Genomic DNA, 25,626 nt, shown 5'->3' on the forward strand with positions numbered 1-25,626 from the left:
ACAGGAGAAAAGTTATTTATGCTTTATACAATTGAAAAAGCTAATGAATTTATTAGAGGGAACAAGGAAACTACTGGGAAGAAATTTTATCCAGACTATCACTTTGCTCCTCCAATTGGATGGACAAATGATCCAAATGGTGTAGTTATATTTAATAATGAACTTCATTTATTTTATCAACATTATCCTTATAAAGCAGAGCATGGAGCTATGCATTGGGGGCATGCAAAAAGTAAGGAGGGTTTACACTGGCAAGATTTGCCAGTAGCACTTGCTCCCGATCAAGATTATGATAAGGGCGGTGTTTTTTCCGGGAGTGCTATTGAAAAAGATGGAAAATTATATGTGATGTATACAGGACACTTGCCAGATGAAACAGATGAAACGAAAACGCGTCAAAATCAAAATATAGCTATTTCAGAAGATGGTGTGAATTTTAAAAAATATGAGGGAAACCCTGTGCTAACGGAAGATGATATTCCTGCAGGTACTTCGGTCGTTGATTTTCGCGATCCAAAAATTTTCGAAAAAGATGGCATATATTATTCTGTGATCGGTTCTAAAACATTGGATAACAAAGGGCAGGTCATATTATACCACTCAGAGGACCTATTGAATTGGGAGTATGTTTCAGTTATTTTTCCGTATAACCCTTATTTAGGTACGATGGTAGAATGTCCAGATTTATTGTTGTTTAAAGATAAAGCTGTTTTTATTTTAAGCGCTATGGACTATGTTGATGAAAAAGGAAAAGTACACTCTCATATTTCTTGGTTAATTGAAGGTGAGATGGACTGGGAAAACTTTGAATTTCAACAAACATCTATAAAAGAGATGGATAATGGAATGGACTTTTATGCTCCACAAACAGTAAAATTAGCAGAGGAACGCTATTTAGCTATTGCATGGATGCAGAACTGGCAAGCAAACCGGCCAACTTACGAACTAGGTCATAACTGGTTTGGACAAATGACATTGCCAAGAATGATTACTGCTAAAGATGGGGAATTACAGCAAAAAGTCCCTTTAAAAATTTTTGATTTAATAAAAATATAAGAAACAAAATTAGAAAATAATGAGATTTCAATAGAAGATAGAAATTATATTGCTTTTAAAATAGCAGCAAATAATGTAACGCCTTTTGATTTGTTTTTTACAAATGAAGAGGGAGAATCTTTACAGTTCAGCTATTCTTCAGAAAAACAGGGCTTGTTTTTCTCTCGTAAAAATACTGCTTACCAAATAAGCGGGGAAGGTGATAGTTCTATGGAGGAATCTGATGTGCTAGCTATAGATACAAAAAAAGCTTTGTCTGTGCAAATTTTTCTTGATCGGTCTTCTATTGAAATATTTATAAATGAAAATGAGACAATCACAAGTACTTTTTATGTTCAAAAATCATTTTCTTTACTGCAATTAAACTCTCAAACAGAACATTTATTGGAAGATTTAGCACTGGGAAACATAGAATAATATTACTTAAATGGCTGCATCGATAAGATGTCAGCTGTTTTTTTGATGTAATTTTGATGGCGTAAAGTCAAGCAACAGATAGTAGAATAGAAAAAATTGTTCACTCAGAAGACGAATGAATAATAAAACTGGTTTGTTCAGAAAACTAAAAAGCGACTAAAAAATTAGCCGCTTTTATTTTTTGCTTTTATCTTCTACTCTTTCAAGGGAAACAATTTCATTTAAATCGTCAATGTCTAATGTTTCAGCGATTCTTACTAAGTAATCAATATATAAATACTCACGTTGTCCGCTAGCCAGACGACTTAATTTTGATTTATCAATATCAGCTTCAAGCGCAAGTTTTGATAAGGACCAGCCTTCTTTTTCTAGTAGTTCATGAATATGTACGACCAATTTTCTTTCTGTATACAAATAACCAGATCCTTTCAAAAGCTTGTTGCTTATATAAGTATCATAGGTTATAATAAGTTTGAAAACGTTGTCCTTAAGGGCAACGAATGAGAATAACCAACTATTTTTTAAAGGAGGAAAGGTTGCAGTGAAAATTTTGCAAGTATTTAGCCATAATGCTCTAGTTGCTAAAAGTGATAATGATGAATCAATGGTTCTTGTTGGAAAGGGGATTGGATTTAACAAAAAGAAAGGTGATCGTATAAATGAAAGCGCTGCCTCCGAGGTTTATGTCGAAAGCAAGAAGCAGCAGTTAGGGGAAACTCAGTAAAATTGATTTATTTATCTTCAATGGTAAAAATTTCACGAATGTCAGTAATATTTAATGCTTCAGCAATTTTTATAACAAAGTCAATATTGACCCGCTTGCGTTTGCCACTAGCTAACTCACTTAAACGAGCGATATCAATACCAGATTGGCGAGAAAGTTCTCGTAAAGACATATTATATTTTTGTGTCAGGTCATGGATGTGAATCACTAATCTTTTTTCGCTTTGCAAAAAACTCATCCTTTCATACTGTTATATACAAATATCATAAGCTAAGAATAAAAAATTAGCGTTGCTTGTTTAGGTAACAGAATAAAAAAATAGAGCTGCTAAAGAAAATGAATCTTTGGCAGCTCTATTTTTAATAGGGAAGTAGTGTTAAGCACATAAGTTGAATCAAACAATTAATAAAATGCAACATTTTAAAAAGGTAAGTCTAGATCGTCATAATCAGTCCAATCATCAGGATCAACTTTAAATTCTTCTATCATTTTTACTTCTTCGGGCAGATACTCTAAAATTAGTAATATCCAAAAATGAGAAAGGGAATCGCCTAAATATTCATCAATTTTAGATTCTATTTCTATATCGCTAAAAAGGACCTTAAGAGCATCAAGTAATGGAAACACGTTAGCTCGGGCAATAAATAATTGAGGAAATGTCTGAATCACTTTAACGAGCAATTGCTTTAGCTCCAGTACATATGGGAAGTTTTCGAACATAGGATCTTGATCTAATAAACGATCCGCAAAATCAGTGTCACTTTCGTTAGCAAAACGTTCGGCTGAATAAAATTCGGGTAGCAAATCTTCGCCAAATGGATCTAAGGTTGCTGAGTTAAGAATATACGATAAATTATCTCGATACCAGAGAAAAAGTTCGCTTTCCCACTTTGTTTTAGGTAGATCGTTATCGAGGATATCCTTTAAATTATCAAAATGTTGGCATTCCACTAAAGGACTGATGGTATATCCATTCTCAGTGGGGAAAAGTAAGGATAAAAAAGTTGGCTGCTTTTCTTGGATAATATCCATTAATTCACTTCCATCTTCTACATATACGTCGTAATTATTCTGATCTTTTAAATCTTGAAAATATAAAGTACCTTCTGAGATGATCGGATGAAATAAACTAATAATATAATTATCTGGCCAACTTAACAAAGTTTGTCTTTGTTTATTTTCTGTGGGAAGCCACTCTACGATTTTTTCAAACTCTTCTTTTCCACTTGTGGTAGTTAATAGATAGTAGTATTGCACGATTTGAAGATAGCTGTTGAAAGCTTCTCTTAATTCTATGTGGTCCATGATTTTATCTAAATCGGGAAAATCTAAATAATAGTTATCCATAAATTGCGTCACGTCAGGTTTCATTTTTTCAACATGAGTGTATTCGAATCTTTCCATGATGTAGAGGGCAAATACCATATAAGGATTTAGATTGAAACTTAGCATCGTGCTAATTTCTTGTTTTAAACTTGCAAGATGATCAGAAGCGTGCTGTTTAGCTAGTAGTTTTTTCTTTTCTTTTTTACTTTTTTTCATTTTTGAACCTTCTTTCAAATTAGTTTATCTAGTTCAGCAGTAAAATTTCGTTTGCGACTATGTTTTTTACGATAACTTTGAATAATTTGTGCACGAGCACCCATGACGCCATTATTTTCTTCTGCTTCACCTAATGTGACAATAAGTGCTGCCATACGATGATAATGATGTCTAAATTTAGTTACAATAAGTTCTTTGCCTCTTTTTTCGATTTCTTTTTTGCACCAGTTAAGGTATTGAGCCTTGTTTTTTTCTGGTAAAAAAACCGAACTTTTCCAATAAATAAACTCGTCTTCAAACACATCCAATTGATGGGACGATATCCTAAAATTTATATCTGCCATGAGTGCTTTAGCGGCTTTTGAGTACTGCATGGGCCGCAATAACAAGAGTAACAAAGGAATTATTACCCCTTTGTTACTCTTGCTCCATCCTAAGGCATGGTGATCGCTACTAATATTTTTATAGACTGCTTCGAATTGACCTAGGAAGAAAAGCAGAACAACTTGGTTAGTCACTGAATGGTCATTTTGTACAAAACGCAGTAATTTTTCTTGTTCTTGTTGCGATAAGTCTAATTTTAAAACAGGAAATAAATTGTCAAGACAAGGGTCAGAATAAAAAGTATCTTGTGTAGCTGCATGGAAGACGGAATCGTCGTTAAACTGTTTGGCAAGATAGACTACTTTTTCGGCTATTTGACTACGAACCTTATTGTGTAATGGAATTTTTTCAAGACCATCTTTTCCCACCTCAAGAGCTTTTTCCGGAGCGTTTTGTGAACTAAATAAATGAATGCATTCTAGGTATAAATAAGGGTGAGTGGCAGCAGTTTCTTGGGCTAAAGTAAATAAATGATCCGCTTGTTTAAAATAAGAGCTTGTTCTTACAGCATCTAATAAAAGTCGATCAGCTAAGGGAGAAGGATTTAATTTTAAAAAATTGATCCAGTCAAACAAAAATTCTTCTGATTGTTCTAAAGATTCGGGTCCCACAGTGAATATATCCGCAATTTTTACCTCTTGGTTTATAGGAGTAGCTAAGTAATGATAAAAGGTCTTGACAAGTTCTGTAGTGTCTTTGGTTGTTTGATAAATGGCATACAGTAGATGTGTGATTACGCTGCTGTTATCATCATCAACGACCCCTTCTTGAATCAATTCACCTAAATAATATTCATATTGATCTCCAATTTCTTTATCATAGGTTAGAAATTGGAGTCCCAAACAACGAATGTATAGCGCACAAGCAGCATGGTAGTGTTTTTGATAAACTAACTGCTTAGCAAAGTCCAAGATTTCTGTTAATGTTTTGCCAACGTTTTCAGAGTCTATTAAAATAACTTGGTAGTCGGGTTCCCAGTCAAATTCATCGTAGATTTCTTCGTCTTCAGCAGTGAAATGAAATTCTTTATCTTCTAACTTTGCTAGATAATCTTGATATTCTTGAAATTGTTGTTCAAAAGAGGAAGTATCATCCGTCATTAATTGTAAAATTTTTTCACGTTTTACCTCGGGGGTTAATCGTAATAAATTCAGCAAAAAATCTGTTTTGTCAGCACTTGACATTTGATTTACTTTTTCTGTAACTTGTTCCATGAATGTACGATAGTCCATGTCTCCAACTCCAAACGTTTTTTAACTATAGTCTAGCATGATTGACCATAAATAAAAATGTTTGTCTATCTTTTTAAAATATTACGTTTAATATCAGAATAAATTTCATGACTTTTTTGGAGATAAATGGCCATAGTAACCACCAAAATAAAAATTATTGGTGGAAAGTCAGCGAAATATCCACTAAAATAAAAGAATATTGGCAGCAAGTTACACAAAATTGGTATAGAGTTTGTTTAATACTTTAGGAAGTGAATAAGATGGACAAAGAAAAACAAATTGAAATCTTAGCAAATTTGATTGCTATAGATTCGGTGGACGATAATGAGGCGAAGGTTGCTAACTATATCGCTTCTTTATTTGAGCCTTATAATGATCGTGAAGATGTAGATATCCAGCGAGTAACTTATGCACCGAATAGAGACAATTTAGTTGTTACGATTGGTACTGGTGAAAAGATCTTAGGATTTTCTGGTCATGAAGATGTTGTATCTCAAGGTGATTTGTCAGCTTGGAACAGTGACCCCTTTAAAGCTGAAATAAAAGATAATAAATTATTTGGACGCGGTGTCACTGACATGAAGGGTGGCTTAGCAGCCTTAGTAATTACCATGCTTGATTTTCTTGCAGAGGATGCGATTCCTGGAAAGATTAGACTGCTTGCGACAGTTGGTGAAGAAACTGGAGAATATGGTGCAGCGCAGTTAACTAAAGCAGGCTATGCTGATGAATTGGATGGTTTAATTATCGCAGAGCCTACCAATGAAATGAAAGAGATAGGGATATCCTCTAAAGGTGTTATTGATTACGTCGTAACATCCATAGGTAAGGGAGCTCATAGTTCCAAACCAGAGGATGGCATAAATGCTATTGATCATTTAATTAATTTTGCTAATGAAGTAAAACCACTAATGGAAAATTTTGATAAAACTGATCCTATTTTAGGGAAGTTAACCCATGTTCAAAGTGTCTTTCATGGTGGTGAACAAATTAATAGCGTCCCTGTAAAAGCGATCATGAAAGGAAATATACGAACGATCCCTGCTTACCCTAATCAATTGGTTTTCTCTGCATTGAACCATTTAATTGATAATTTAAATCAGAAACCAGACTATAACTTAAGTATTGAATATATTTTTCCAGAAGAAGCAATGTCTGGTGATAGCAATGCAAGTCTAGTGAGGTTGATTAAAAATGTACATAAAAATATGTATCCTGATCCAATAAAAGTAGTCGGCCAAACAAGTGCTAGTGATGCTTCAGAATTTTCACATGCCAAAGGTAATTTTAGTATAGTGCAAATTGGACCAGGGAATAATAGCGAGCATCAAAGTAATGAGAACATAGACATTGACGTTTTTAGTAAATCTATTGCATTTTATAAGAGATTTGTAGAGGCTTTTTTTGAATAAGCCAGCTACAATGGTATTCGGTCTCTAGACTATTCGTTTACTATTCAATAAATAATTTATTATAGAATTAAACATGACTGATACTTGTTTAAAAATAAATCAAACTGTTTAAACAGAAGAATTAAAGCTTGTAACTCTGAAATAATAGGGTTATAAGCTTTTTATTTTTTGGCATACTTATTGCTAATATAAGGATGAGGTGATGTTAATGAAAAAAAGATATTTAGTGGCGACACATGGAAAGCTAGCTGATGGATTTCAAAGCTCTTTGAATATTTTAGCAGATAAAGGAAAGAGTATTGAAGTCATTAATGCTTATGTAACTGATGAGGATTACACTCCTAAAATTACTGAATTTGTGCAAGGAATTCAACAAGATGAACAAGCAATTATTTTTACAGATTTATTCGGTGGAAGTGTAAACCAAAAGGTAGTAGCGGAGGTACTTACACAAAAAAAAGAAAATATTTTTATTATATCAAATACTAACTTAGCTGTTTTATTGACACTGATTGTAGGAAGTGAGGAAGAAAAATTAAACGCTGAACTTATACAAGAAGCTATAGAAGAAAGTCAAGTAAAGTTAGTTCCTACAAGCCAAACAGTAGAAAAAGATACATTTTTTTAGGAGGAAAAGCTAATGATAACACAAGTAAGAGTAGATGACCGATTGATTCACGGACAAGTAGCAATGGTTTGGACAAAAGAGTTAAACGCGCCATTACTAGTGGTTGCTAATGATGAAGCTGCGAAAAATGAGGTTACACAAATGACGTTAAAAATGGCGGTGCCTAATGGTATAAAGTTATTGATTCGTTCAGTGGATGAAGCAATAGATGTTTTCAACGACCCTCGAGGTAAAGATCGTCGGATTTTTGTCATCGTCAATAGCGTCAGTGATGCTACTAAAATCGCTCAAAATGTTGAATCTATTGAATCGGTAAATGTAGCCAATACTGGGCGTTTTGATAAGACAGATCCAAAATCAAAAACAATGTTATTTCCAAGTGTGCAATTGAATCCAGACGAGCTTGAAGCAGCAAGAGAATTATCTAAAATTGAACAAGTAGATAGTTATAATCAAGTTTTACCTACAAATTCCAGATACAATTTAAATGATGCTTTAAGTAAGCTATAGAAGGAGGAATTATAAACTATGTTGATAGAGGCAATATTAGCCGCGCTTGTCGTATTTGTCTGTTTTGCCGGAAATTATCTAACAGGCCAAAGTATGTTGGAACGTCCATTAGTTGTTGGTCTTGTAACGGGTCTTGTAATGGGAGACATGAGAACTGGCGTTTTAATGGGTGCTTCTTTAGAAGCAATTTTCTTAGGAAATGTAAATATAGGTGGAGTCATTGCGGCTGAACCAGTAACTGCCACAACACTTGCTACTACATTTGCAATTATTTCAAATATAGAACAAAATGCGGCAATGACCTTAGCTGTTCCTATTGGGATGTTAGCAGCTTTTGTAGTCATGTTTTTGAAAAATGTTTTTATGAACTTATTTGCGCCTATTTTAGACAAAGCTGCTCGGGAAGCAAACGAAAGAATGATTATTACGCTTCATTGGGGTACTTGGGTTATTTATTATTTAATTATCGCTTCAATAGCTTTCATTGGAATTTTAGCAGGAAGTGGACCAGTCAACACATTTGTAGAAAATATTCCAGAAAAATTGATGAACGGATTAAGTGCTGCAGGAGGTTTATTACCAGCTGTCGGGTTTGCGATGTTAATGAAACTTCTATGGGATAATAAATTAGCCGTTTTTTATATTTTAGGTTTTGTACTTACTGCCTATTTAGACTTACCGGCTGTTGCCGTTGCGGTTATCGGTGTTGTTATTTGTGTAGTTAGCGCACAACGAGATTTACAGATGCGAGATATTTCTACCAATGGAAATAATAACAACAACGCCACAGGAACTATGACCAAAGAAGAAGAGGAGGATGACTTTTTCGCATGAAATTACAAGAGAATTTAAGTAAAGAAGAAAGAAAAATGATGCGCTCTGTATTTTGGCGTTCTTGGACAATGAATGCTAGCCGAACAGGAGCAACGCAATATCACGCCGTTGGTGTTATTTATACATTACTTCCGGTAATTAATCGTTTTTACAAAACAGAAGAAGAACGAAAAGATGCATTGGTACGCCATACCACTTGGTTTAATGCAACGATGCATCTAAATAACTTTATTATGGGCTTAGTTTCTTCAATGGAAAAACAAAATAGTGAAGATAAAAATTTCGATGCGAATTCAATTACAGCGGTAAAAGCTTCGTTGATGGGCCCTATTTCCGGTATTGGAGATTCTTTCTTCTGGGGAATTTTAAGAGTTGTCGCCGCAGGTATAGGCATTTCTTTAGCAAGTACTGGGACGCCATTGGGTGCTATTGTCTTTTTACTTTTGTACAATATTCCAGCTTTTCTGATTCATTATTTTGCTTTATATGGTGGCTATTCGGTTGGAACTAGTTTTATTCAAAAGTTATATGAATCTGGTGGTATGCAAATTTTAACCAAAGCTTCTAGTATGCTTGGTTTAATGATGATGGGCAGTATGACAGCTTCAAATGTTAACTTTGAAACGATTCTAGAGGTAAATGTCGCAGGCAGTGAAGAAACAATGCAAATTCAAGAATACTTAGATCAACTTTTTGTAGGTATTGTACCTTTAGCTGTTACACTGGGGGCTTTTTGGTTATTGCGTAAAAAAGTAAATGTAAACTGGGTGATGTTAGGCATTATGTGCTTAGGGATACTACTAGGCTTGTTAGGAATTGCTTAATATGACAGTAGCTGTATTTTTTGATGTAGATGATACATTACTGGATAACTATGCCGCATTTAAGGAAACATTGTTTGCTCTTTCTTCTTTAGCGTCTTTATCAGAAGAACAAATGCAAAAACTTTATAAAAATTTTCGATTTTATAGTGAGGTTATTTATAAGCAATATTATGAAACTCGCTTTATCAATAATATAAATGCTCGTTGGCAATGGGTCACAAAGGACTTAAATATGGCAAGTGATCCTTTGTTTTTAGAAGAACTAGATGATTTGTATCATAAGAACCAACAGAAACAAAAGCTTTCGAAAGGTTATATTGATCTATTTTCTTTTTTAGAAAAAAATAAGGTTTATTTCGGCGTACTAACAAATGGTTTAGAAAAAACGCAGGCTAATAAAATTAAACAGTTAAATTTATTGAATTATATGACTCCAGAACGAATTTTTATTTCAGAAAGTTTAAATGATGCAAAGCCTAATTTTAGCTGTTTTGAGAAAGTAGAACAAGCGTTACCTAAAATCATTGATTCATGGATCTATGTAGGTGATAGTTTTACAAACGACATCGAACCATTATTAAACAGTCGTTGGCTTCCAGTTTGGTTAAATCGATTTAACGAGAAAGTAATGCAAGATGGGTATATTGAGGTAAAAGAAAACGAAGAAGCTGTAATGACTCTGCGAAAATTAATTCATAGTGAAAATTTTTAAAATCTATTATTGACGTGAACAGACTTCTTTTAATGAATGTTCACGTCGATTTTTAATTTAGAGTGATTTTTAAATTTATTTTAGGTATCTTAATAAGATGGAGGTATAAACTATGAAATCAGAAACACGACAAAAGCTTGTGTCTACTTTAAAAGAAGCAAAAAATGGTTTAACCACAACTGAGATTGCTAAAATTGTGGAATTAAGTCGTTCAGTTACTAGCCTTTATTTAAATGAACTTTTAACAAATGGTGAAGTTATAAAAAAAGGGAGAAAACCAATTTACTGGAAATTAGCTAATTTTAACCAGGATAAAAATGAAGAAAATGTTTTTCAAAATTTTATTGGTAGTGATGGAAGCGTGAAAGAAGCGATCAATAAATGTAAGTCTGCTGTACTCTATCCACCTCTAGGGTTACCCCTCTTAATTCATGGTGACAGTGGTGTGGGCAAAAGTTATTTAGCGGAGTTGATTTTTGACTATTTAAAAGCTAAAGAAGCTAAAGGAACAGAAAAATTTTTGGTTTTTAATTGTGCTGATTATGCTAATAATCCAGAACTTATTTCTTCAATTCTTTTCGGTCATACAAAAGGTGCTTTTACCGGTGCGGATACTGATAAAAAGGGATTGTTGGTGCAAGCAGATCAAGGCGTTTTGTTTCTTGATGAAGTGCATCGGCTATCAAATGAGAATCAAGAAAAATTGTTTCAATTTATGGATACAGGACGTTTTCGTCCGATGGGAGAAGAGGCAAAAACAGTCACTTCAAATGTTCGTTTATTATTTGCCACCACAGAAAACCCAGAAAAAGTACTGTTACCAACCTTTTACAGACGTATCTCGGTTACGATTCATTTACCTACTTTTCATCAGCGACCGCTCCTTGAAAGAATAGGGTTAGTTAAATATTTATTTTTCAATGAAGCTAGGCGAATTCAAAAGGATTTAAAAATAGGTCGAACGCTCTTTTTTAAAATGACAGAAGAAAGATTATCAGGAAATGTAGGTAGTTTAAGAAATGAAGTACGCATGTTATGTGCTGATCGGTTAAGAAAAAATAGCGAAGAAGAAGTGATACAAATTGGAGATTCACAAGAAAATGATTGGATTTATCTTTCACGTTCAGATACACTAACAGACGAAAATAAGGTAGTAGAAGAAAGACTAAAGCGTACATTTTTTAATCTATTTGATAAAAACGATCGTTTAGTTGAATTAAAAGAAAACATTTATCAATTTTATCAAAACTATTTAACCACGCTTTTTTCAAATGATAACGATTTTCTTTTTTATCATATAAAAAATAGTATTCAAAGTAAAAATAAGAAAATATTAGATAATGAACGGTTAACAGAAGAGGCTATTGATTGTTTATATAATATTATAAAGCTTAATGAAAGTAATGAACTTAAAGCAAAGCTTATTAAAACCAAGCAGAGATTACAAAGGGAATATCCAAGAACGGTCTTATTAACAAGTAATTTGACCAAAGATATCAACCAAGAGATTAAAGAGTCTGTTGAAATAATACTGGGGATTTTGTTAATTGGTACGGTTTCAGAAGATATTCGTTATCATGCGCTATTGGTTGCCCACGGAAATACAACGGCCTCTAGTATTCAAGCAGTAGCCAATAGAATATGTAATGATTACATTTTTGATGCGATTAATATGCCTTTGACCTCTTCTATTCATGATATTGTTTCGCAGGTAAAAATTTGGCTTTCTGAAAGAGATACTTCGCAAGGCGTCATTATGTTGGTGGATATGGGATCATTAACGCAATTGTATAAGAGTTTGAAGCCACAAATTTTGGGTGAATTGTTGGTGATTAATAATTTGACGACTTCTTATGCCTTAGATATCGGACAACAATTACTCAATGGAAAACTATTTTATCTCAAGTTTCGCACACCAAATTCGGTAGATAACCCTTGATATAGTTGGGTAGCGTATCGATCCAGTGTTGTAGTTGACTTTCAATAAAGTCTTGTAGTGTACTTTCTGCTTTTTCGCTGACAGCCTGAATGATCTTGACCAACTCAAGCAATGCCACAGACCAATCAAGTTCTTTCATCTGATCTGCGAGTTCATAAAATAAGCCGCCCAGTGTCCGCTCGTCATTGGCACAGCGTTGTTGCCAGCTCAAGAGAATATAACGGGTAAATACAATGGTCGTGTGACAGAGCAGGGCTTGATAATTCCGTGTCTGTGTTTCTTGCGCTAAATGAAGCAGTGATTTTGATGCTTTAAAGAATGTTTCGATATCCCACCGTAAAGAATAGGTTTTGACGATCTCTTGAGAAGACAGCTTCAGATCATCCGTCATAATGGCTAACCAGGCACTTTGTTTACTGTGGTTTTTCACAAAAACGATCTTCACAGGATGCTGACCAGCACAGGGCTGGACGATAATGGACGAAAGAATAGCTTCAGCAGTTACTTCTTCCGTCGATTTTTGGTAGAGTTCGCTTAATTTATAAAAACGCCCTTGGTAGAGATATTTTGTTTTTCCGTTTTTCATCATCCCTATCGTATGAATGCCTAAATCGTGTAACCGATCGATCATTTTCGGACAAGTAAACCACTTGTCCATGAGCACATGCGTGGCATAAATGCCCTGATCAAGGGCACGTGCCACCATTTCAACCGCCACTTCAGGCATGGGACGCTGCGCTTCTTTGAATCGACGAGCGCCCACGGTTCGCTGGTCTTGTACAGAGATGGTGGGCTGGACTTTTTTATTGCCAGAAAGCAAACTAAAATCAATAGGCAGAAACGAATACCCATCGGAAAAGCCCAACGTGAGCATACGATATCCTTTGTAGCCTTTTTGCAAGGCATGATCCCATAGACGGGCTAAACCAGGGACTTTTTGACTCCGATTTCGATAAAAGGTAGAATCGTCTAAAATCAAGGTGCGTAGATGAGTTTGAGGATCCGTCAGACGATGGATCTTTTCGATCACCGAAGTACTGAAACGAAGAAGAAAGGTCCGCCAGTTATTGTGAGGATCGTTCATCAAACGATAGACCGTATCTTTTTTCATCCATTGGTCCGCCTCACGTCCAGAAAGGACTTGATGAAGCGATTTGCCTTTAAAGACTAAAGAAAAAAGAAAAGTAAAGATGACTGCGACGGAATAGCCTTTTTGCTTGTGGATGTGAGCTTGACGCAAAAAGGAAGGCACCTTTAATTCGGAAAAAGTCGCTTTTACTTCATTTGGTAATTGATTTTTGATGGCTTTTAAGTGTATCATAAGGGCAAGAACTCCTTTGTCTTTGATTTGTGGTAAATCAATTATAAAACAAAGCGAGTTCTTTTTGTATCTTTTGTTAAAAAAGTCAAGAAGGCGATTGAATTCAATGCAGGCCCAGATCTGGCAATGGATTATCCTATTTTTTTATGTGCGAAACTTGAGTTTTATGATATTGCAGAATCTGCTGAAAAGAATTTTAAAACAGAGGTGCAATATTTTGAAGGGTTTGAAGTCGATAAAAATATTATTATATCGAGCATTTCGGGCAAAGATGTTGCTAAAAAAATACAGTCTATTTGTAAAAAATATATAGATCCTGATATTAAGATTATCGTATTGGAATTTAACGAGTTGTTGAATACTTTAGATCTTGCGAATGATCAACAGGATTACTTAAAATCGACGATCTTAATTTTAAGTACTTCTTATCTTAGCAATAGAACGCATATACCTACAATGAATATGTTAGATGTTGTAGATGAGGATGCTGAAAAACAATTAGAGAATTCATTTAATACTTTAGCTCATCCTAATGATATTTCGAACATTTTAAATGAGTTCATTCAATTTTTCTCCAAAGAAGGGTTATCCGAAAAATTAGGATTTTTAAACCCGGATGTTATTATCCGGCAAGTAGAAGATGTTGTGGAAAAACTTGAACGACGTTTTGATCTAAAGCTATCCGCGAAAATGCGTTTTAATTTATTAATGCATTCTGCAATTTTAATTGAAAGAACAATATTAGGCGTGGAAGATTACTCTGTTCCAGAAAAAATTGTGGAACTTAAGATTAATGGCAAATTATTTTATCAAAACGTAAAAAATGTTTTTTACTCCTTAGAACAGTTTTATAAAATTCAGATTTCTGATTTGGATTTACGTTATTTACGAGTTGCTCAATTCATAGTAATTTTAAAGGGTAAACTACACTAAGATTAGGGGATGAAATAGCAAGTGTATTTTCGTCTTCTAATTTTAGCACCTTTAAATTAGTAAAATGATTCAAAGCAAAAATTGATTTGACTTTAAAAAAATAGAATAACATATTGACAAAAATAGTGGGAGAGTATATAGTATATCTGAAATCGATACCACAAAGGAGTTCTTTTTATGGCGACTATAAAGGATGTAGCTAGTAAGGCTAACTTGTCTGTTTCCACAGTTTCTAGATATTTAAACCATCATCCTTATATTTCAGATGATAAGAAACAAAGGATTAAAGCTGCCATGAAAGAGCTCGATTATACGCCTAGTTCGATTGCAACGCAATTGCGCTCTAAAAAAGGAAATACGATAGGTATTCTTGTTTCAAGGATAACGAACCCGTTTTTTTCCTATTTAGTTGATGCCATTGAAAAAGAAGCGAAAAAAAGTCACTATAACGTGCTGATTATGCAAACATATGATGATAAAAAATCAGAAATGAACATGTTAGAATTACTGAAACAACAGGTGGTTTCTGGGTTAATTATGTGTTCTGTAGAAGGAGATCCTGCGACAATTCAAAGCTACCAAGAATTTGGGCCAATTGTTTTGTGTAATGAAACGATGCGCGGAAGTTTGGTACCGACGGTTGTTACAGATCAAAAAAGCGCCGTTTATGATGCTATGATTTATTTAGCTGATAAAGGATATCAACAAATTGCTTACTGTACTGGCGGGACATTGACCAATGAAGGGCATGGTCGTTCACGTACAGAAGGTTTCGAGCAAGCTTTACTGGAAAAACAATTACCTTTTAAAAAAGATTGGATTTTTCGACAAGTTCATACAAGCCAAGATGGCAATGATGTTGCTGACAAAATTTTTAGTTTGCCCAAAGAAAAACGGCCGGAAGCTATTTTTACCAATAGTGATGAAGTCGCTATTGGTGTGATGGAAAATATGTTGCAAAGAGGCTATAAAGTCCCGCAAGATTTGGCTATTATCGGTTTTGATAATCAACCGGCTACTTCGATGTTAACTGTTCCTTTAACCACGATTGCTCAACCGGTGGCAGCCTTAGGGACTGAGGCAACAAATTTACTATTAGCTAAAATTGAAGATAGCAGCTATGAAGTTGATCAAAGTAAGCTAAAATTGTCATTAATTAAAAGAAAATCTGCTTAGAAAATGAGTAAGATTTTCTTGTTTTATTAGTCGATGTGGTATCGATACCATAATGAGAAGGAGTATTTTTAATGCAAGAATTAAAAAAAGACTGGTGGAAAAAAGAGGTTATTTATCAAATCTATCCAAAAAGTTTTAATGACTCAAATGAAGATGGGATTGGTGATTTAGAAGGTATACGTCAGAAATTGCCTTATCTAAGTGATTTAGGGGTGACGATGATATGGATCTGTCCTATCTTTAAGTCTCCTATGCACGATAATGGATATGATATTGCAGATTATGAAGATATCGATCCACAATTTGGTACAATGGATGATTTTGATTTGTTACTAAATGAAGCTACAAAATTAGATATCAAGATTATTTTAGACTTAGTTGTTAACCATACTTCTGATGAACATGAGTGGTTTCAAAAAGCACTAGCCGATAAAAACAGTAAATATCGCGATTATTATATTTTTAAAAAAGGTAAAGAAGTTCCGAATAATTGGCGTTCACAATTTGGAGGATCTGCTTGGGAAAAAGTAGATAACGAAGATGCTTACTATTTACATCTTTTTGGCAAAGAACAACCCGATCTAAATTGGGAGAATCCCGAGCTAAGGCAAGAAATTTATCAAATGATTAATCGCTGGCTTGCCAAAGGGATTGCTGGTTTTCGCATTGATTCAATCACTTTTATCAAAAAAGACCAAGACTTTGCGTCTTTGCCTGCTGATGGTGCTGACGGTTTAGTTTCTTGTAAGCATAAGACAAGGAATCGTCCAGGAATTGGAAGATTTTTAAATGAATTAAAAAAAGAAACATTTGAAAAATATAATTGTGTAACAATAGGAGAGGCATCAGGAGTTAATTATGAGGATTATGAGGAGTTTATTGGCGAAGACGGCTATTTTTCGATGATTTTTGATTTTCACTATGCAGATATTGATGTTGAGTCAGGAACAGATTGGTTTAAACGTTCCCATTGGCAAGTAAGGGATTTTAAAGAATTATTAGCGCAATCGCAAGAAACGATCCAACAAGCAGGCTGGGCAGCCAACTTTATTGAAAATCATGACCAACCTAGAGCATTGTCAAAACTTGTTCATCCAGACTTTCAAAACGCACGATCGGCTTGTGGCATTGGAGCACTCTACTTCTTCTTAAGAGGGACCCCATTTGTTTACCAAGGTCAAGAATTAGGTATGATAAACGCCGAAAGAAGAAACATTGAAGAGTTTGATGATATTTCTAGTATCGATAATTATTATCGAGGAATGGAAGAAGGCTATTCCAAAGAGGAAGCCTTGCATTTTGTTAATTTACGTAGCCGTGACAATACTCGTAGCCCTATGCCATGGAATAATGAAAAGTATGGTGGATTTTCCCAAGTACAACCATGGTTAGAAATGACAGAGGAATATCCTACAACTAACACACAAGGTAGTGAAGTTATAGCGTTTTACCAGAAAATGATTGCTTTAAGGCAAACTTCTGAAATTAGTCAGATTTTAATTCATGGTACAATCGAGTTTTTATCAAATGTAGCGGAAAATGTGATTGCTTATGTTCGTGAATATAACGGTGAACGTGTTTATTCTTTCACCAATCTTGGTACAGATGAAGAAGAAGTGATTTGGCCAAAAGATATTGAACAGATTTTTGTCAATACACATAACAATAAAAACCAAGACATAGGTAATATACTTTCACCCTATCAAAGTATATTGTTTAAATAACAAAAAAGCTAGACAACGCAGAAGGGATAAACTTAAAAATGGAAAAAAATTGGTGGAAAAATGCGGTGATTTATCAGATTTATCCGCGCAGTTTTCAAGATTCAAATGGGGACGGTATAGGTGATTTAAACGGAATTATACAAAAATTAGATTATTTACAATATTTAGGAATAGATGCGATTTGGCTAAGCCCTGTGTATCAATCGCCTAATGTTGATAATGGTTATGATATAAGTGACTATCAAACTATAGATCCTGAATATGGCACGATGGAAGATATGGATCGTCTGATTGATGAAGCGAATAAGCGTTCGATCAAAATTATTATGGATTTGGTGATTAATCATACTTCAAGCCAACATTTTTGGTTTCAAGAAGCATTAAAAGGTAAAGACAATCCTTATCATGAGTACTATATTTGGCGTACAAGTAATAACTCAGAACCTCCTAATTCATTAAAAGCTGATTCAGGAAGTGCATGGGAATATGTCCCAGAATTAGATGAATATTATCTTCATTTACATTCAAAAGAACAACCAGATCTTAACTGGAAAAATCCAGAAATGAAAAAGGCGATCTGGGAAATGGTCAATTATTGGTTAGAAAAAGGAATTGGTGGTTTCCGTCTAGATGTTATTGATTTAATAGGGAAAGAACCAGATGAGTTGATAACGAAGAATGGACCTGAACTGCATCCGTTAATTCATGAACTCAATCAACAAACCTTTGGAAATTATAATGTTGTTACCGTTGGAGAAACTTGGGGAGCAACACCTGAAATAGCTAAATTATATAGTAAGCCAGAAAGAAACGAGTTATCTATGGTTTTTCAATTTGAACATATCAATTTAGATAAACAAGCTGGAAAAAGAAAATGGGATTTAAAAGAACTTGATCCTCAAGAGTTACATCAAGTATTTTCGAAATGGCAAACCGAATTGCAAGGTGATGGTTGGAATTCATTATTTTGGAATAATCATGATTTACCAAGAATTATTTCTCGCTGGGGAGATGATTCGAAACAATACCGAGAACTTAGCGGAAAAATGTTAGCTATATATCTTTATTTTATGTCTGGAACGCCCTACATCTATCAAGGAGAAGAAATTGGGATGACAAATTATGAAATAAGTGATATTTCAGAAGTCAACGATATCGAAAGTAGGCAAATGTATTATGATCGTTTAGATAAAGGTTATCCAAAAGAAGAGGTTCTACAGTCAATCAATACCAAAGGTCGTGATAACGCTAGGCATCCGATGCAATGGGATCTTTCTAAAAACGCAGGTTTTACAACAGCTACTCCATGGCTTGCTGTACATCCTAACTACAAAAGTATAAATGTAGAAACTTCCTTAGCTAATCAAGACTCACTATTTTTCACTTATAAAGAATTAATTGAATTAAGAAAAAATAACTATGACATTATTAATGGAGAATATCAAACTTTAAATACTGGAAATCCAGATGTTCTTGCATATATTAGATATAACGATAATGAACAAATTATTGTTGTAGTAAACTTTTCAAAACAATCACAACAGTATAGTTTACAGACAAATTTAAACCATTCAAAGTGTTTAATTCATAATTATAATACTGGAATAGGCGGTTCTAAGGAACTACAAGCTTATGAAGCATTTGCTGTAAAAGTATCGGGAAATAATTGGTAAAAAGCTAGCATAGAATAATATAAAAACAAAGAGTATCAGATAAGCTATCAACATTTGAAAAGTTTTATAACAGCTTAATTTCTGATGTTCTTTGTGATATCGATACCATGTGAGGTTTTATTTTTTAAAGCAGCTATGAAACTGCTTTCTATATTTACTAAAAATTTTTAATAGCCACAGGGCTTATTAAGTAGGGGGACCATTGTATGGCGGGTCAAGATTATAAAAAAATCGGTCAAGAAATTATTGACAAAATTGGAAAAGATAACATTCAATCCATTACACATTGTGCAACACGCTTACGAGTAGAAGTATACGATAGACAACGTATTGATGACGATGAAATAGAAAAAATAGACGAAGTTAAAGGTGTCTTTTTTAACGCAGGACAATATCAGGTGATTTTAGGCACAGGAATTGTTGACAAAGTTTATAAAGCGATAGTAGAAGAAGATCATACGATGGAAGAAAAAGAAGCAGAAGTAGATAAGGTAAAAGAAGAACATAATCCGATTAAAAAAGGCGTTCGTACATTAGCGGATGTGTTTGTGACAATTATTCCAGGGATTGCCGCTACAGGTTTATTTTTAGGTCTACAAGGTGTTTTATGAAATGAAAATGTTTTAAGCTTTTTTGGTACGACTCAAGATGCTATTCCTGATGCCGTCATGCTTTTGTTGGATGTTTTAACAGATACAGTGTTTTCTTTCTTACCAGCGCTAATTTGTTGGTCGGCGTTTAAAAAATTTGGCGGAACACCTATCGTCGGTTTTGTGATCGGTTTAATGCTGGTTTCGCCTTTACTACCTAATGCTTATGAGGTGGCAGATGCAAGTAGTAATGTTGAAGCTGTGATGGCTTTTGGCTTTATCCCGATCACTGGTTATCAAGGAAGTGTATTGACTGCTCTAGTTATCGGTTACTTGGGCTCGAAACTAGAGATTGCTACAAGAAAGGTGATGCCACAAGCTCTAGATATGATGTTTTCCCCATTTGTCGTGATTGCTGTAATGCTAATTACTGCTTTATTAATCCTAGGCCCTATACTACATCTTGTAGAAAACGGTCTCGTTTATGTAGTTGAAGCATTTATCCATGTACCTTTTGGTATTGGTGGTTTAGTCATCGGTTTTATTTATCCATTAGCTGTTATGACCGGTATGCATCACTTATTTATTACAATTGAAACGGCACTTTTGGGCTCAACTGGATTTAATCCATTGATTACGATATGTGCAATGTATGGATTTGCCAATGCGGCAGTTTGTTTTGCGATTAGTACAAGAGCTAAAAAAAGTCATGTAAAAGTTATTGGTACAAGTGCTGGTGTTACGCAATTACTCGGGGTTAGTGAACCCGGTTTATTCGGGATTACACTACGCTATGGTACAAGACCTTTAGCTGCTATGTTAGCAGGTTCTGCAATTGGTGGCGCTGTGCTATCTATGTTAGGGATTCAAGCGAATTCTTATGGTCTAGCAGTTATTTTATCTCCATTAATGTATATTTATGATCCATATCAATTAATTACTTATATTGCAGTAGGCGTTTTGACCTTTATTTTGACTTTTATCATCACTTATCTTTTTGCCGTTCCTAAAGAATTATTGGTTCCAGATACAGAATAAACAAAAAAATAAGCTTTACCGTTTTATTTAGTCGGTAAAGCTTATTTTTTACGTGCTAACTACTTTTATTTCCTAAAAGATAAGTGAGCCCGAACCCAACAATAGCAAGCAGTACAGACATTACTACTGTAAAAATACTAAAGGAGGAAGCCTCCAAAGTTAAACTAGAAAAAATAGCAATAGGAGAGGCCAGTACAAGACCGAAAATACCAGCGTAAGTGTAACTTGGAAAATGTCTAAACATCTGATCGATAAGTTTGCTAATAATGGCTATTCCAAATAACATTCCTATCCCAAAAAAAGAACAATAAATACCAAAAGTTAGAATCTCATTGATGTCAACAGCTCGTAGGGCATCGATAAAACCGTTGATCATGGCAAGGAAAGCTTGATACCATCCCAAAATCAACATGACTAAGGAACCACTAATTCCAGGAATCACCATTGAAGCAGAAGCGATAATTCCGATAAAAAACAGACCGAATAATGTAGGGAATTCAAGTGATAATTCGTGTGTTGAAGTCCCCGATACTTCAGCAACACCCATCCAAGCAACTAAAACAAACATTGCTAGAAAAATAATCCAATGAGAATAATTGATTTTATTTTTTTGTAGATATAGTGAGGAACGAAATTCCTTCCACAAGATCGGAAAGCCACCTAAAATTAAACCGGTAAAAGTTGCAGCAGTGACTAAAGGATAGAAATCAAAAAGATAAGTGATCATCCTTGAAAAAAGCGCAACACCGAGTAATAATCCTATAAGAAGAGGAATAAAAAAGCGGAGACTTTTTTTCATTTCAGATTTTATAGTAGCGATGGAACGAATGATATCGTCATAGATTCCTAAAGAAACAGCAATTGTCCCTCCAGAAAGACCGGGGACGATGTTTGCTACTCCCATAAAGATTCCTTTTATGATTAGCCATATATTTTTCATCCAAATAATCTCCTAATTATATAATTTTTATTTATTTTAGCATAATTTTATATTTATCGGGATGCTTGTTATTCTATTTTTTGAAGTAAGCGTAATCACTTAAAGAATTTCTATAAAATGCTAGTTTTTTATCCTAATATTCATTAAAATAAAAGAAAAGGCATACATGAATTTTTTAGCTAAATTTATGTAAAAGAGGTTGTTTATGAGTGTATATTTAGAAATTCCACAACTAGACCAGCATTTCCCTTACCGGATGTTAGTAAATGATGGAATGACCATCGTTTATCCGCATTGGCATAAAGAAATAGAAATAATTTATGCCAAATCAGGTAGAGTGAATATCGGTCTTGATGGAAAAGTGATCACCTTAGAAGAGGGAGAAATGATTTATTTTGCCAGTGGTCAACCCCACTATTTTTTAGCTTCTCCGGAAAGTGTGCGCTATGTTTATCAATTTGATTTGAAATTATTCGACGAGTCTGTTTTACGAAAGAATGAAAAGAATTCTTTGTTTTCTTTATTTGAAGAAGGACAACGTCATAGTCGCTATTGGTCTGAAGAATTTGCGGAAACAATGCGAGGACTATTATTAGAATTATTTGAACTAGAAAATAATGAGTCTCCGGGGAAAAACTACTTCATTTTGGCGTTATTACATCGTTTAATTGGAGAGTGCTACCGCTTTTTGCCAAAACAAAAAATAGTAAAAAACAAAAAGGTCCCTAATGCTATCCAGCAAAAAGAAACACTACAACGTTTGAATAAAGTATTTGATTATATCGAGAATTACTATCAAGAAGTTATTACTATTGATGATGTGGCCCGTTATGTTGGGTTTAGCCCTTATTATTTCACACGTTTTTTTAAAGCCAATACAGGGCAAACTTTTATGCAATTTTTGACAGAATATCGAGTAAATCAAGCACAGTTTATTTTGGGAAATGAAAAATTACCTATGGCAGAAGTAGCGGAAAAAGCTGGTTTTGCTAGTGTTAAGACTTTTCATCATGTCTTTAAAGGGGCTGTGGGCCATTCACCTTTACAATATCAAAAAATGATGAGTTATTTGTCATCTTGAAAATTTTTTTAGTCTGGGCCGACTGCTCCAGGCTTTTTTAATACCCAAAAGAATAAAAAAGCAATATTCAGGAATTTTTCCTTATAAAAGCAGGAAGAATCACGAATAGCTCTTCGTTATAATAAATATATGAAATATAAAAACGATTTCAGGAGGGAAGCTATGTCTGTAAAAGTTGGTATTATTGGTTGTGGTGGAATTGCTGAAGGGAAACATTTACCGGCGTTATCGCAAATTGAAGAGGTAGAACTTGTCGCTTTTTGTGATATTAAAGTAAAAAAAGCAGAAAAAGCCAATAAAGAATATGGTAGCGTAAATGCAAAAGTATTCGAGGATTATAATAAAATGCTTAACTCGGTTGAATTGGATGTTGTACATGTACTAACACCTAATAACGCGCACGCAGAGATCTCGATTGCCGCAATGCAAGCAGGAAACCAAGTAATGTGTGAAAAACCCATGGCAAAAACAGCAGAAGAAGCACAAAAAATGATCGAAGCTTCCAAAAAAACTGGTAAGAAGTTAACGATCGGCTATCAAAATCGTTTCAGAAAAGACGCGCAATATTTACATGAAGTTTGCCAAGAAGGTGAATTAGGCGAAATTTATACAGCAAAAGCCCATGCGATTAGACGGCGGGCAGTTCCTACTTGGGGCGTTTTTTTGGACGAACAAGCACAAGGTGGAGGACCTTTGATCGATATTGGTACCCATGCGCTAGATCTAACCTTGTGGATGATGGATAACTATAAACCTAAGTATGTAGTAGGTAATGCTTATCATAAATTATCTGAGACAAAAAATGCCGCCAATGCTTGGGGTCCTTGGGATCCAGATGAATTTAATGTAGAGGATTCAGCTTTTGGGTTTGTTGCTATGGAAAATGGCGCGACCATTTTTCTAGAAGCCAGCTGGGCCTTAAATAGTTTAGATGTTAAAGAAGCAAAAACGACCTTAATGGGCACCAAAGCTGGTGCGGATATGAATGATGGTTTGACCATCAATGGCGAAGACCACGGCTTACTTTATGATAAAAAAATTCAATTAGAAACTGGTGGTGTTGACTTTTACGACGAAGAAGGAGAGGATCCTGCTTTATTGGAAGCTCAAGCCTGGATTGATGCAGTCATAAATGATACGGAGGTAGTTGTTAAACCAGAAGAAGCTTTAACTGTAACAGAGATATTAGAAGCAATTTATCAATCATCTAAGACTGGGGAACCTGTTTATTTGTAAAAGAGGTGAAAGTGTTGATTAGAGTAACGATTTGGAATGAATTTCGTCACGAAAAAACCGATGAAGCCGTTCAGAAAATGTATCCAGAAGGCATCCATAAACAGTTAGCGACAATTTTTGGACAAAATTATTTTGTAAAAACAGCTACGCTAGATGAGCCAGAACATGGTTTGACGGAAAAGATATTAGCAGAAACAGACGTTTTATTATGGTGGGGGCATATTGCTCATGACAAGGTTGATGACGCGATTGTAAATAGAGTATACGAGCGTGTTTTAGAAGGTATGGGCTTAATTATTCTTCATTCAGGACATTTCTCAAAAATATTTAAAAAATTGATGGGCACAACATGTGATTTAAAATGGCGAGAAGATGGTCAGTCAGCACGACTTTGGAATGTGAATCCTAGCCATCCGATTGTTGCGGGTGTGGGTGAATTTATCGATCTTAAACAAGAAGAGATGTATGGAGAACACTTCGATATTCCAGCACCTGATGAACTTATTTTTATTAGTGCTTATCCAGGAAGTGAAGTTTTTCGGAGTGGTTGTGTTTTTCGTCGCGGTAACGGTAAGATTTTTTATTTTCAGCCTGGGCATGAGACTTACGACAGTTATTACAATGAAAAAGTACAAAGAGTGATAAACAATGCTGTAGAGTTTTGTGCACCTACTGAAAACAGTCGTCCCTATTACGGTCATTACAAAGGAGAAGATAGAAAATGAAATTAGGCGTATTTACACCATTATTTAATAATTTAACATTTGATGAGATGATAGAAGAAGCTGCAGATAAAGGTTTGGAAGCAGTGGAGATCGGTACTGGAGGTTCTCCAGGCAATGCTCATTTAGATATTGATAAATTACTAGCAAGTAGCGATGCACGTAAAGAATATTTGCATAAGTTACAAGATAAAGACTTAGAAATTTCGGCTTTAAGTGCGCATCATAACCCAATTTCAGCTAAAAAAGAAGTTGCGCAAGCAGGCGATGAATTATTACGTAAAACAATTAAATTAGCTAATTTAATGAATGTTCCTGTCGTTAATGGTTTTTCTGGCGTATCCGGAGGTAATCCGACCGATACAGCTAATAATTGGCCGGTTATTCCTTGGCCGAGTACTTATTCAGATATTTATAAGTATCAATGGGAAGAAAAACTGATTCCTTACTGGAAAAAAATCAATGAAGAAGCTGAAGCGGCGGGAATAAAAATCGGCATTGAACTGCACGGTGGTTTCTTATTACACACACCTTATACTATGTTACGTTTACGTGAAGAAACCGGTAAAGCCATCGGATGTAATCTAGATCCAAGTCATATGTGGTGGCAAGGGATCGATCCTGTTGCAGCAGTGAAAATTCTAGGCAAAGAACAAGCGATTCATCATTTCCATGCTAAAGATACTTTCTTGGATCAAGACAATATCAATATGCATGGACTAACGGATATGCAACCATACAACAAGGTTGAATCACGCGCCTGGACTTTCCGAACAGTTGGTTATGGTCATGACATGAAAGTCTGGTCAGATATGATTTCTGCATTACGTATTTATGGTTATGATCATGTTTTAAGTATTGAACATGAAGATCCCATTATGTCGATTGATGAAGGATTGACCAAAGCGATTAAGAATTTAAAAGGTGTAATGATTAAAGAAGAACCATCTGAAATGTGGTGGGCATAAGGAGACGTGT

General features: G+C 34.7%; 25 protein-coding genes and 1 pseudogene. 20 read left to right on the forward strand and 6 right to left on the reverse strand.

The window, feature by feature from the left end:
• The first annotated feature begins 18 nt into the window (after nucleotides 1-18).
• Both AC806_RS04270 and AC806_RS04275 read left to right on the forward strand, forming a co-directional pair.
• On the forward strand, nucleotides 19-1,056 hold the full coding sequence (locus tag AC806_RS04270) for a glycoside hydrolase family 32 protein (RefSeq protein ID WP_014124585.1): 1,038 nt from the start codon (nucleotides 19-21) through the stop codon (nucleotides 1,054-1,056).
• A 60-nt stretch (nucleotides 1,057-1,116) separates the two neighbouring features.
• Nucleotides 1,117-1,473 carry a GH32 C-terminal domain-containing protein gene (locus AC806_RS04275; RefSeq protein WP_227869153.1) on the forward strand — a complete coding sequence of 119 codons (357 nt, stop codon included), beginning with the start codon at nucleotides 1,117-1,119 and terminating at the stop codon, nucleotides 1,471-1,473.
• 174 nt (nucleotides 1,474-1,647) lie between these two features.
• Here the strand turns inward: AC806_RS04275 and AC806_RS12025 are convergent, their stop codons facing one another.
• Nucleotides 1,648-1,887 (reverse strand): helix-turn-helix domain-containing protein, encoded by a 240-nt coding sequence (locus tag AC806_RS12025; RefSeq protein WP_014124587.1) that lies wholly within the window; start codon nucleotides 1,885-1,887, stop codon nucleotides 1,648-1,650.
• A 127-nt stretch (nucleotides 1,888-2,014) separates the two neighbouring features.
• Between AC806_RS12025 and AC806_RS04285 the strand changes: the two genes are divergently transcribed.
• Nucleotides 2,015-2,197, forward strand: a complete 183-nt coding sequence (locus AC806_RS04285; RefSeq protein WP_014124588.1) for a CAT RNA binding domain-containing protein — start codon at nucleotides 2,015-2,017, stop codon at nucleotides 2,195-2,197.
• Nucleotides 2,198-2,204: 7 nt separating this feature from the next.
• Here AC806_RS04285 and AC806_RS04290 read toward each other — a convergent pair whose 3' ends face one another.
• The 3 genes from AC806_RS04290 to AC806_RS04300 form a co-directional block, all read right to left on the reverse strand.
• On the reverse strand, nucleotides 2,205-2,435 hold the full coding sequence (locus AC806_RS04290; protein WP_014124589.1) for a helix-turn-helix domain-containing protein: 231 nt from the start codon (nucleotides 2,433-2,435) through the stop codon (nucleotides 2,205-2,207).
• A 182-nt stretch (nucleotides 2,436-2,617) separates the two neighbouring features.
• The gene (locus AC806_RS04295) at nucleotides 2,618-3,739 is read right to left on the reverse strand and encodes a hypothetical protein (RefSeq protein ID WP_014124590.1); all 1,122 of its coding nucleotides are present in this window, start codon (nucleotides 3,737-3,739) and stop codon (nucleotides 2,618-2,620) included.
• Nucleotides 3,740-3,753: 14 nt separating this feature from the next.
• Nucleotides 3,754-5,355, reverse strand: coding sequence for a hypothetical protein (locus tag AC806_RS04300; protein ID WP_069028852.1), 1,602 nt, complete (start codon nucleotides 5,353-5,355; stop codon nucleotides 3,754-3,756).
• 260 nt (nucleotides 5,356-5,615) lie between these two features.
• Between AC806_RS04300 and AC806_RS04305 the strand changes: the two genes are divergently transcribed.
• The 7 genes from AC806_RS04305 (at nucleotide 5,616) to AC806_RS04335 (ending at nucleotide 12,214) form a co-directional block, all read left to right on the forward strand.
• Nucleotides 5,616-6,767 (forward strand): ArgE/DapE family deacylase, encoded by a 1,152-nt coding sequence (locus AC806_RS04305; protein ID WP_061840447.1) that lies wholly within the window; start codon nucleotides 5,616-5,618, stop codon nucleotides 6,765-6,767.
• Nucleotides 6,768-6,975: 208 nt separating this feature from the next.
• Nucleotides 6,976-7,395 (forward strand): PTS sugar transporter subunit IIA, encoded by a 420-nt coding sequence (locus AC806_RS04310; protein WP_061840446.1) that lies wholly within the window; start codon nucleotides 6,976-6,978, stop codon nucleotides 7,393-7,395.
• 12 nt (nucleotides 7,396-7,407) lie between these two features.
• Nucleotides 7,408-7,905, forward strand: a complete 498-nt coding sequence (locus AC806_RS04315) for a PTS sugar transporter subunit IIB (protein ID WP_014124594.1) — start codon at nucleotides 7,408-7,410, stop codon at nucleotides 7,903-7,905.
• Nucleotides 7,906-7,923: 18 nt separating this feature from the next.
• Nucleotides 7,924-8,739 (forward strand): PTS mannose/fructose/sorbose/N-acetylgalactosamine transporter subunit IIC, encoded by an 816-nt coding sequence (locus tag AC806_RS04320; protein ID WP_014124595.1) that lies wholly within the window; start codon nucleotides 7,924-7,926, stop codon nucleotides 8,737-8,739.
• Nucleotides 8,736-9,563, forward strand: a complete 828-nt coding sequence (locus AC806_RS04325) for a PTS system mannose/fructose/sorbose family transporter subunit IID (protein ID WP_014124596.1) — start codon at nucleotides 8,736-8,738, stop codon at nucleotides 9,561-9,563. Before AC806_RS04320 ends, AC806_RS04325 begins: the two co-directional genes overlap by 4 nt.
• A 1-nt stretch (nucleotide 9,564) precedes the next feature.
• Nucleotides 9,565-10,275, forward strand: coding sequence for an HAD family hydrolase (locus tag AC806_RS04330; protein WP_083207564.1), 711 nt, complete (start codon nucleotides 9,565-9,567; stop codon nucleotides 10,273-10,275).
• Between the two features lie 112 nt (nucleotides 10,276-10,387).
• Complete coding sequence (locus AC806_RS04335) at nucleotides 10,388-12,214, forward strand: sigma 54-interacting transcriptional regulator (protein WP_472573225.1); 1,827 nt, start codon at nucleotides 10,388-10,390, stop codon at nucleotides 12,212-12,214.
• On the opposite strand, the gene AC806_RS04340 is transcribed toward AC806_RS04335, so the two are convergent.
• A complete protein-coding gene (locus tag AC806_RS04340; protein ID WP_069028854.1) occupies nucleotides 12,177-13,535 on the reverse strand; it encodes an IS4-like element ISTeha3 family transposase in 1,359 nt (452 codons plus the stop codon). The genes AC806_RS04335 and AC806_RS04340 overlap by 38 nt on opposite strands.
• A gap of 162 nt (nucleotides 13,536-13,697) precedes the next feature.
• Here AC806_RS04340 and AC806_RS04345 point away from each other — a divergent pair.
• From AC806_RS04345 to AC806_RS04365, 6 genes and pseudogenes are all read left to right on the forward strand, one after another.
• Nucleotides 13,698-14,442 (forward strand): annotated as a pseudogene (locus AC806_RS04345) (PRD domain-containing protein); the annotation flags it as partial.
• Between the two features lie 203 nt (nucleotides 14,443-14,645).
• Entirely contained in the window at nucleotides 14,646-15,644 is a 999-nt protein-coding gene (locus AC806_RS04350; protein WP_061840442.1) for a LacI family DNA-binding transcriptional regulator, read from the forward strand.
• A gap of 71 nt (nucleotides 15,645-15,715) precedes the next feature.
• The gene (locus AC806_RS04355; RefSeq protein ID WP_069028856.1) at nucleotides 15,716-17,368 is read left to right on the forward strand and encodes a glycoside hydrolase family 13 protein; all 1,653 of its coding nucleotides are present in this window, start codon (nucleotides 15,716-15,718) and stop codon (nucleotides 17,366-17,368) included.
• A 38-nt stretch (nucleotides 17,369-17,406) separates the two neighbouring features.
• Nucleotides 17,407-19,041 (forward strand): glycoside hydrolase family 13 protein, encoded by a 1,635-nt coding sequence (locus AC806_RS04360; RefSeq protein WP_069028857.1) that lies wholly within the window; start codon nucleotides 17,407-17,409, stop codon nucleotides 19,039-19,041.
• A gap of 206 nt (nucleotides 19,042-19,247) precedes the next feature.
• A complete protein-coding gene (locus tag AC806_RS12115; protein ID WP_014124602.1) occupies nucleotides 19,248-19,652 on the forward strand; it encodes a PTS transporter subunit EIIB in 405 nt (134 codons plus the stop codon).
• Between the two features lie 63 nt (nucleotides 19,653-19,715).
• Nucleotides 19,716-20,669: a PTS sugar transporter subunit IIC gene (locus tag AC806_RS04365; protein ID WP_231834369.1), complete on the forward strand. Its 954-nt coding sequence runs from the start codon at nucleotides 19,716-19,718 to the stop codon at nucleotides 20,667-20,669.
• 55 nt (nucleotides 20,670-20,724) lie between these two features.
• Here the strand turns inward: AC806_RS04365 and AC806_RS04370 are convergent, their stop codons facing one another.
• Nucleotides 20,725-21,609: a DUF368 domain-containing protein gene (locus AC806_RS04370; RefSeq protein WP_014124604.1), complete on the reverse strand. Its 885-nt coding sequence runs from the start codon at nucleotides 21,607-21,609 to the stop codon at nucleotides 20,725-20,727.
• A 205-nt stretch (nucleotides 21,610-21,814) separates the two neighbouring features.
• Between AC806_RS04370 and AC806_RS04375 the strand changes: the two genes are divergently transcribed.
• From AC806_RS04375 to AC806_RS04390, 4 genes are all read left to right on the forward strand, one after another.
• Nucleotides 21,815-22,690 carry an AraC family transcriptional regulator gene (locus AC806_RS04375; protein WP_014124605.1) on the forward strand — a complete coding sequence of 292 codons (876 nt, stop codon included), beginning with the start codon at nucleotides 21,815-21,817 and terminating at the stop codon, nucleotides 22,688-22,690.
• A 162-nt stretch (nucleotides 22,691-22,852) separates the two neighbouring features.
• Nucleotides 22,853-23,926 carry a Gfo/Idh/MocA family protein gene (locus AC806_RS04380; protein WP_069028858.1) on the forward strand — a complete coding sequence of 358 codons (1,074 nt, stop codon included), beginning with the start codon at nucleotides 22,853-22,855 and terminating at the stop codon, nucleotides 23,924-23,926.
• Between the two features lie 14 nt (nucleotides 23,927-23,940).
• A complete protein-coding gene (locus AC806_RS04385; protein WP_069029386.1) occupies nucleotides 23,941-24,651 on the forward strand; it encodes a ThuA domain-containing protein in 711 nt (236 codons plus the stop codon).
• Nucleotides 24,648-25,616 (forward strand): sugar phosphate isomerase/epimerase family protein, encoded by a 969-nt coding sequence (locus AC806_RS04390; protein ID WP_069028859.1) that lies wholly within the window; start codon nucleotides 24,648-24,650, stop codon nucleotides 25,614-25,616. Before AC806_RS04385 ends, AC806_RS04390 begins: the two co-directional genes overlap by 4 nt.
• Nucleotides 25,617-25,626: the final 10 nt, after the last annotated feature.

Source organism: Tetragenococcus halophilus, assembly GCF_001712815.1.
Taxonomy (GTDB): Bacteria; Bacillota; Bacilli; order Lactobacillales; family Enterococcaceae; genus Tetragenococcus; species Tetragenococcus halophilus.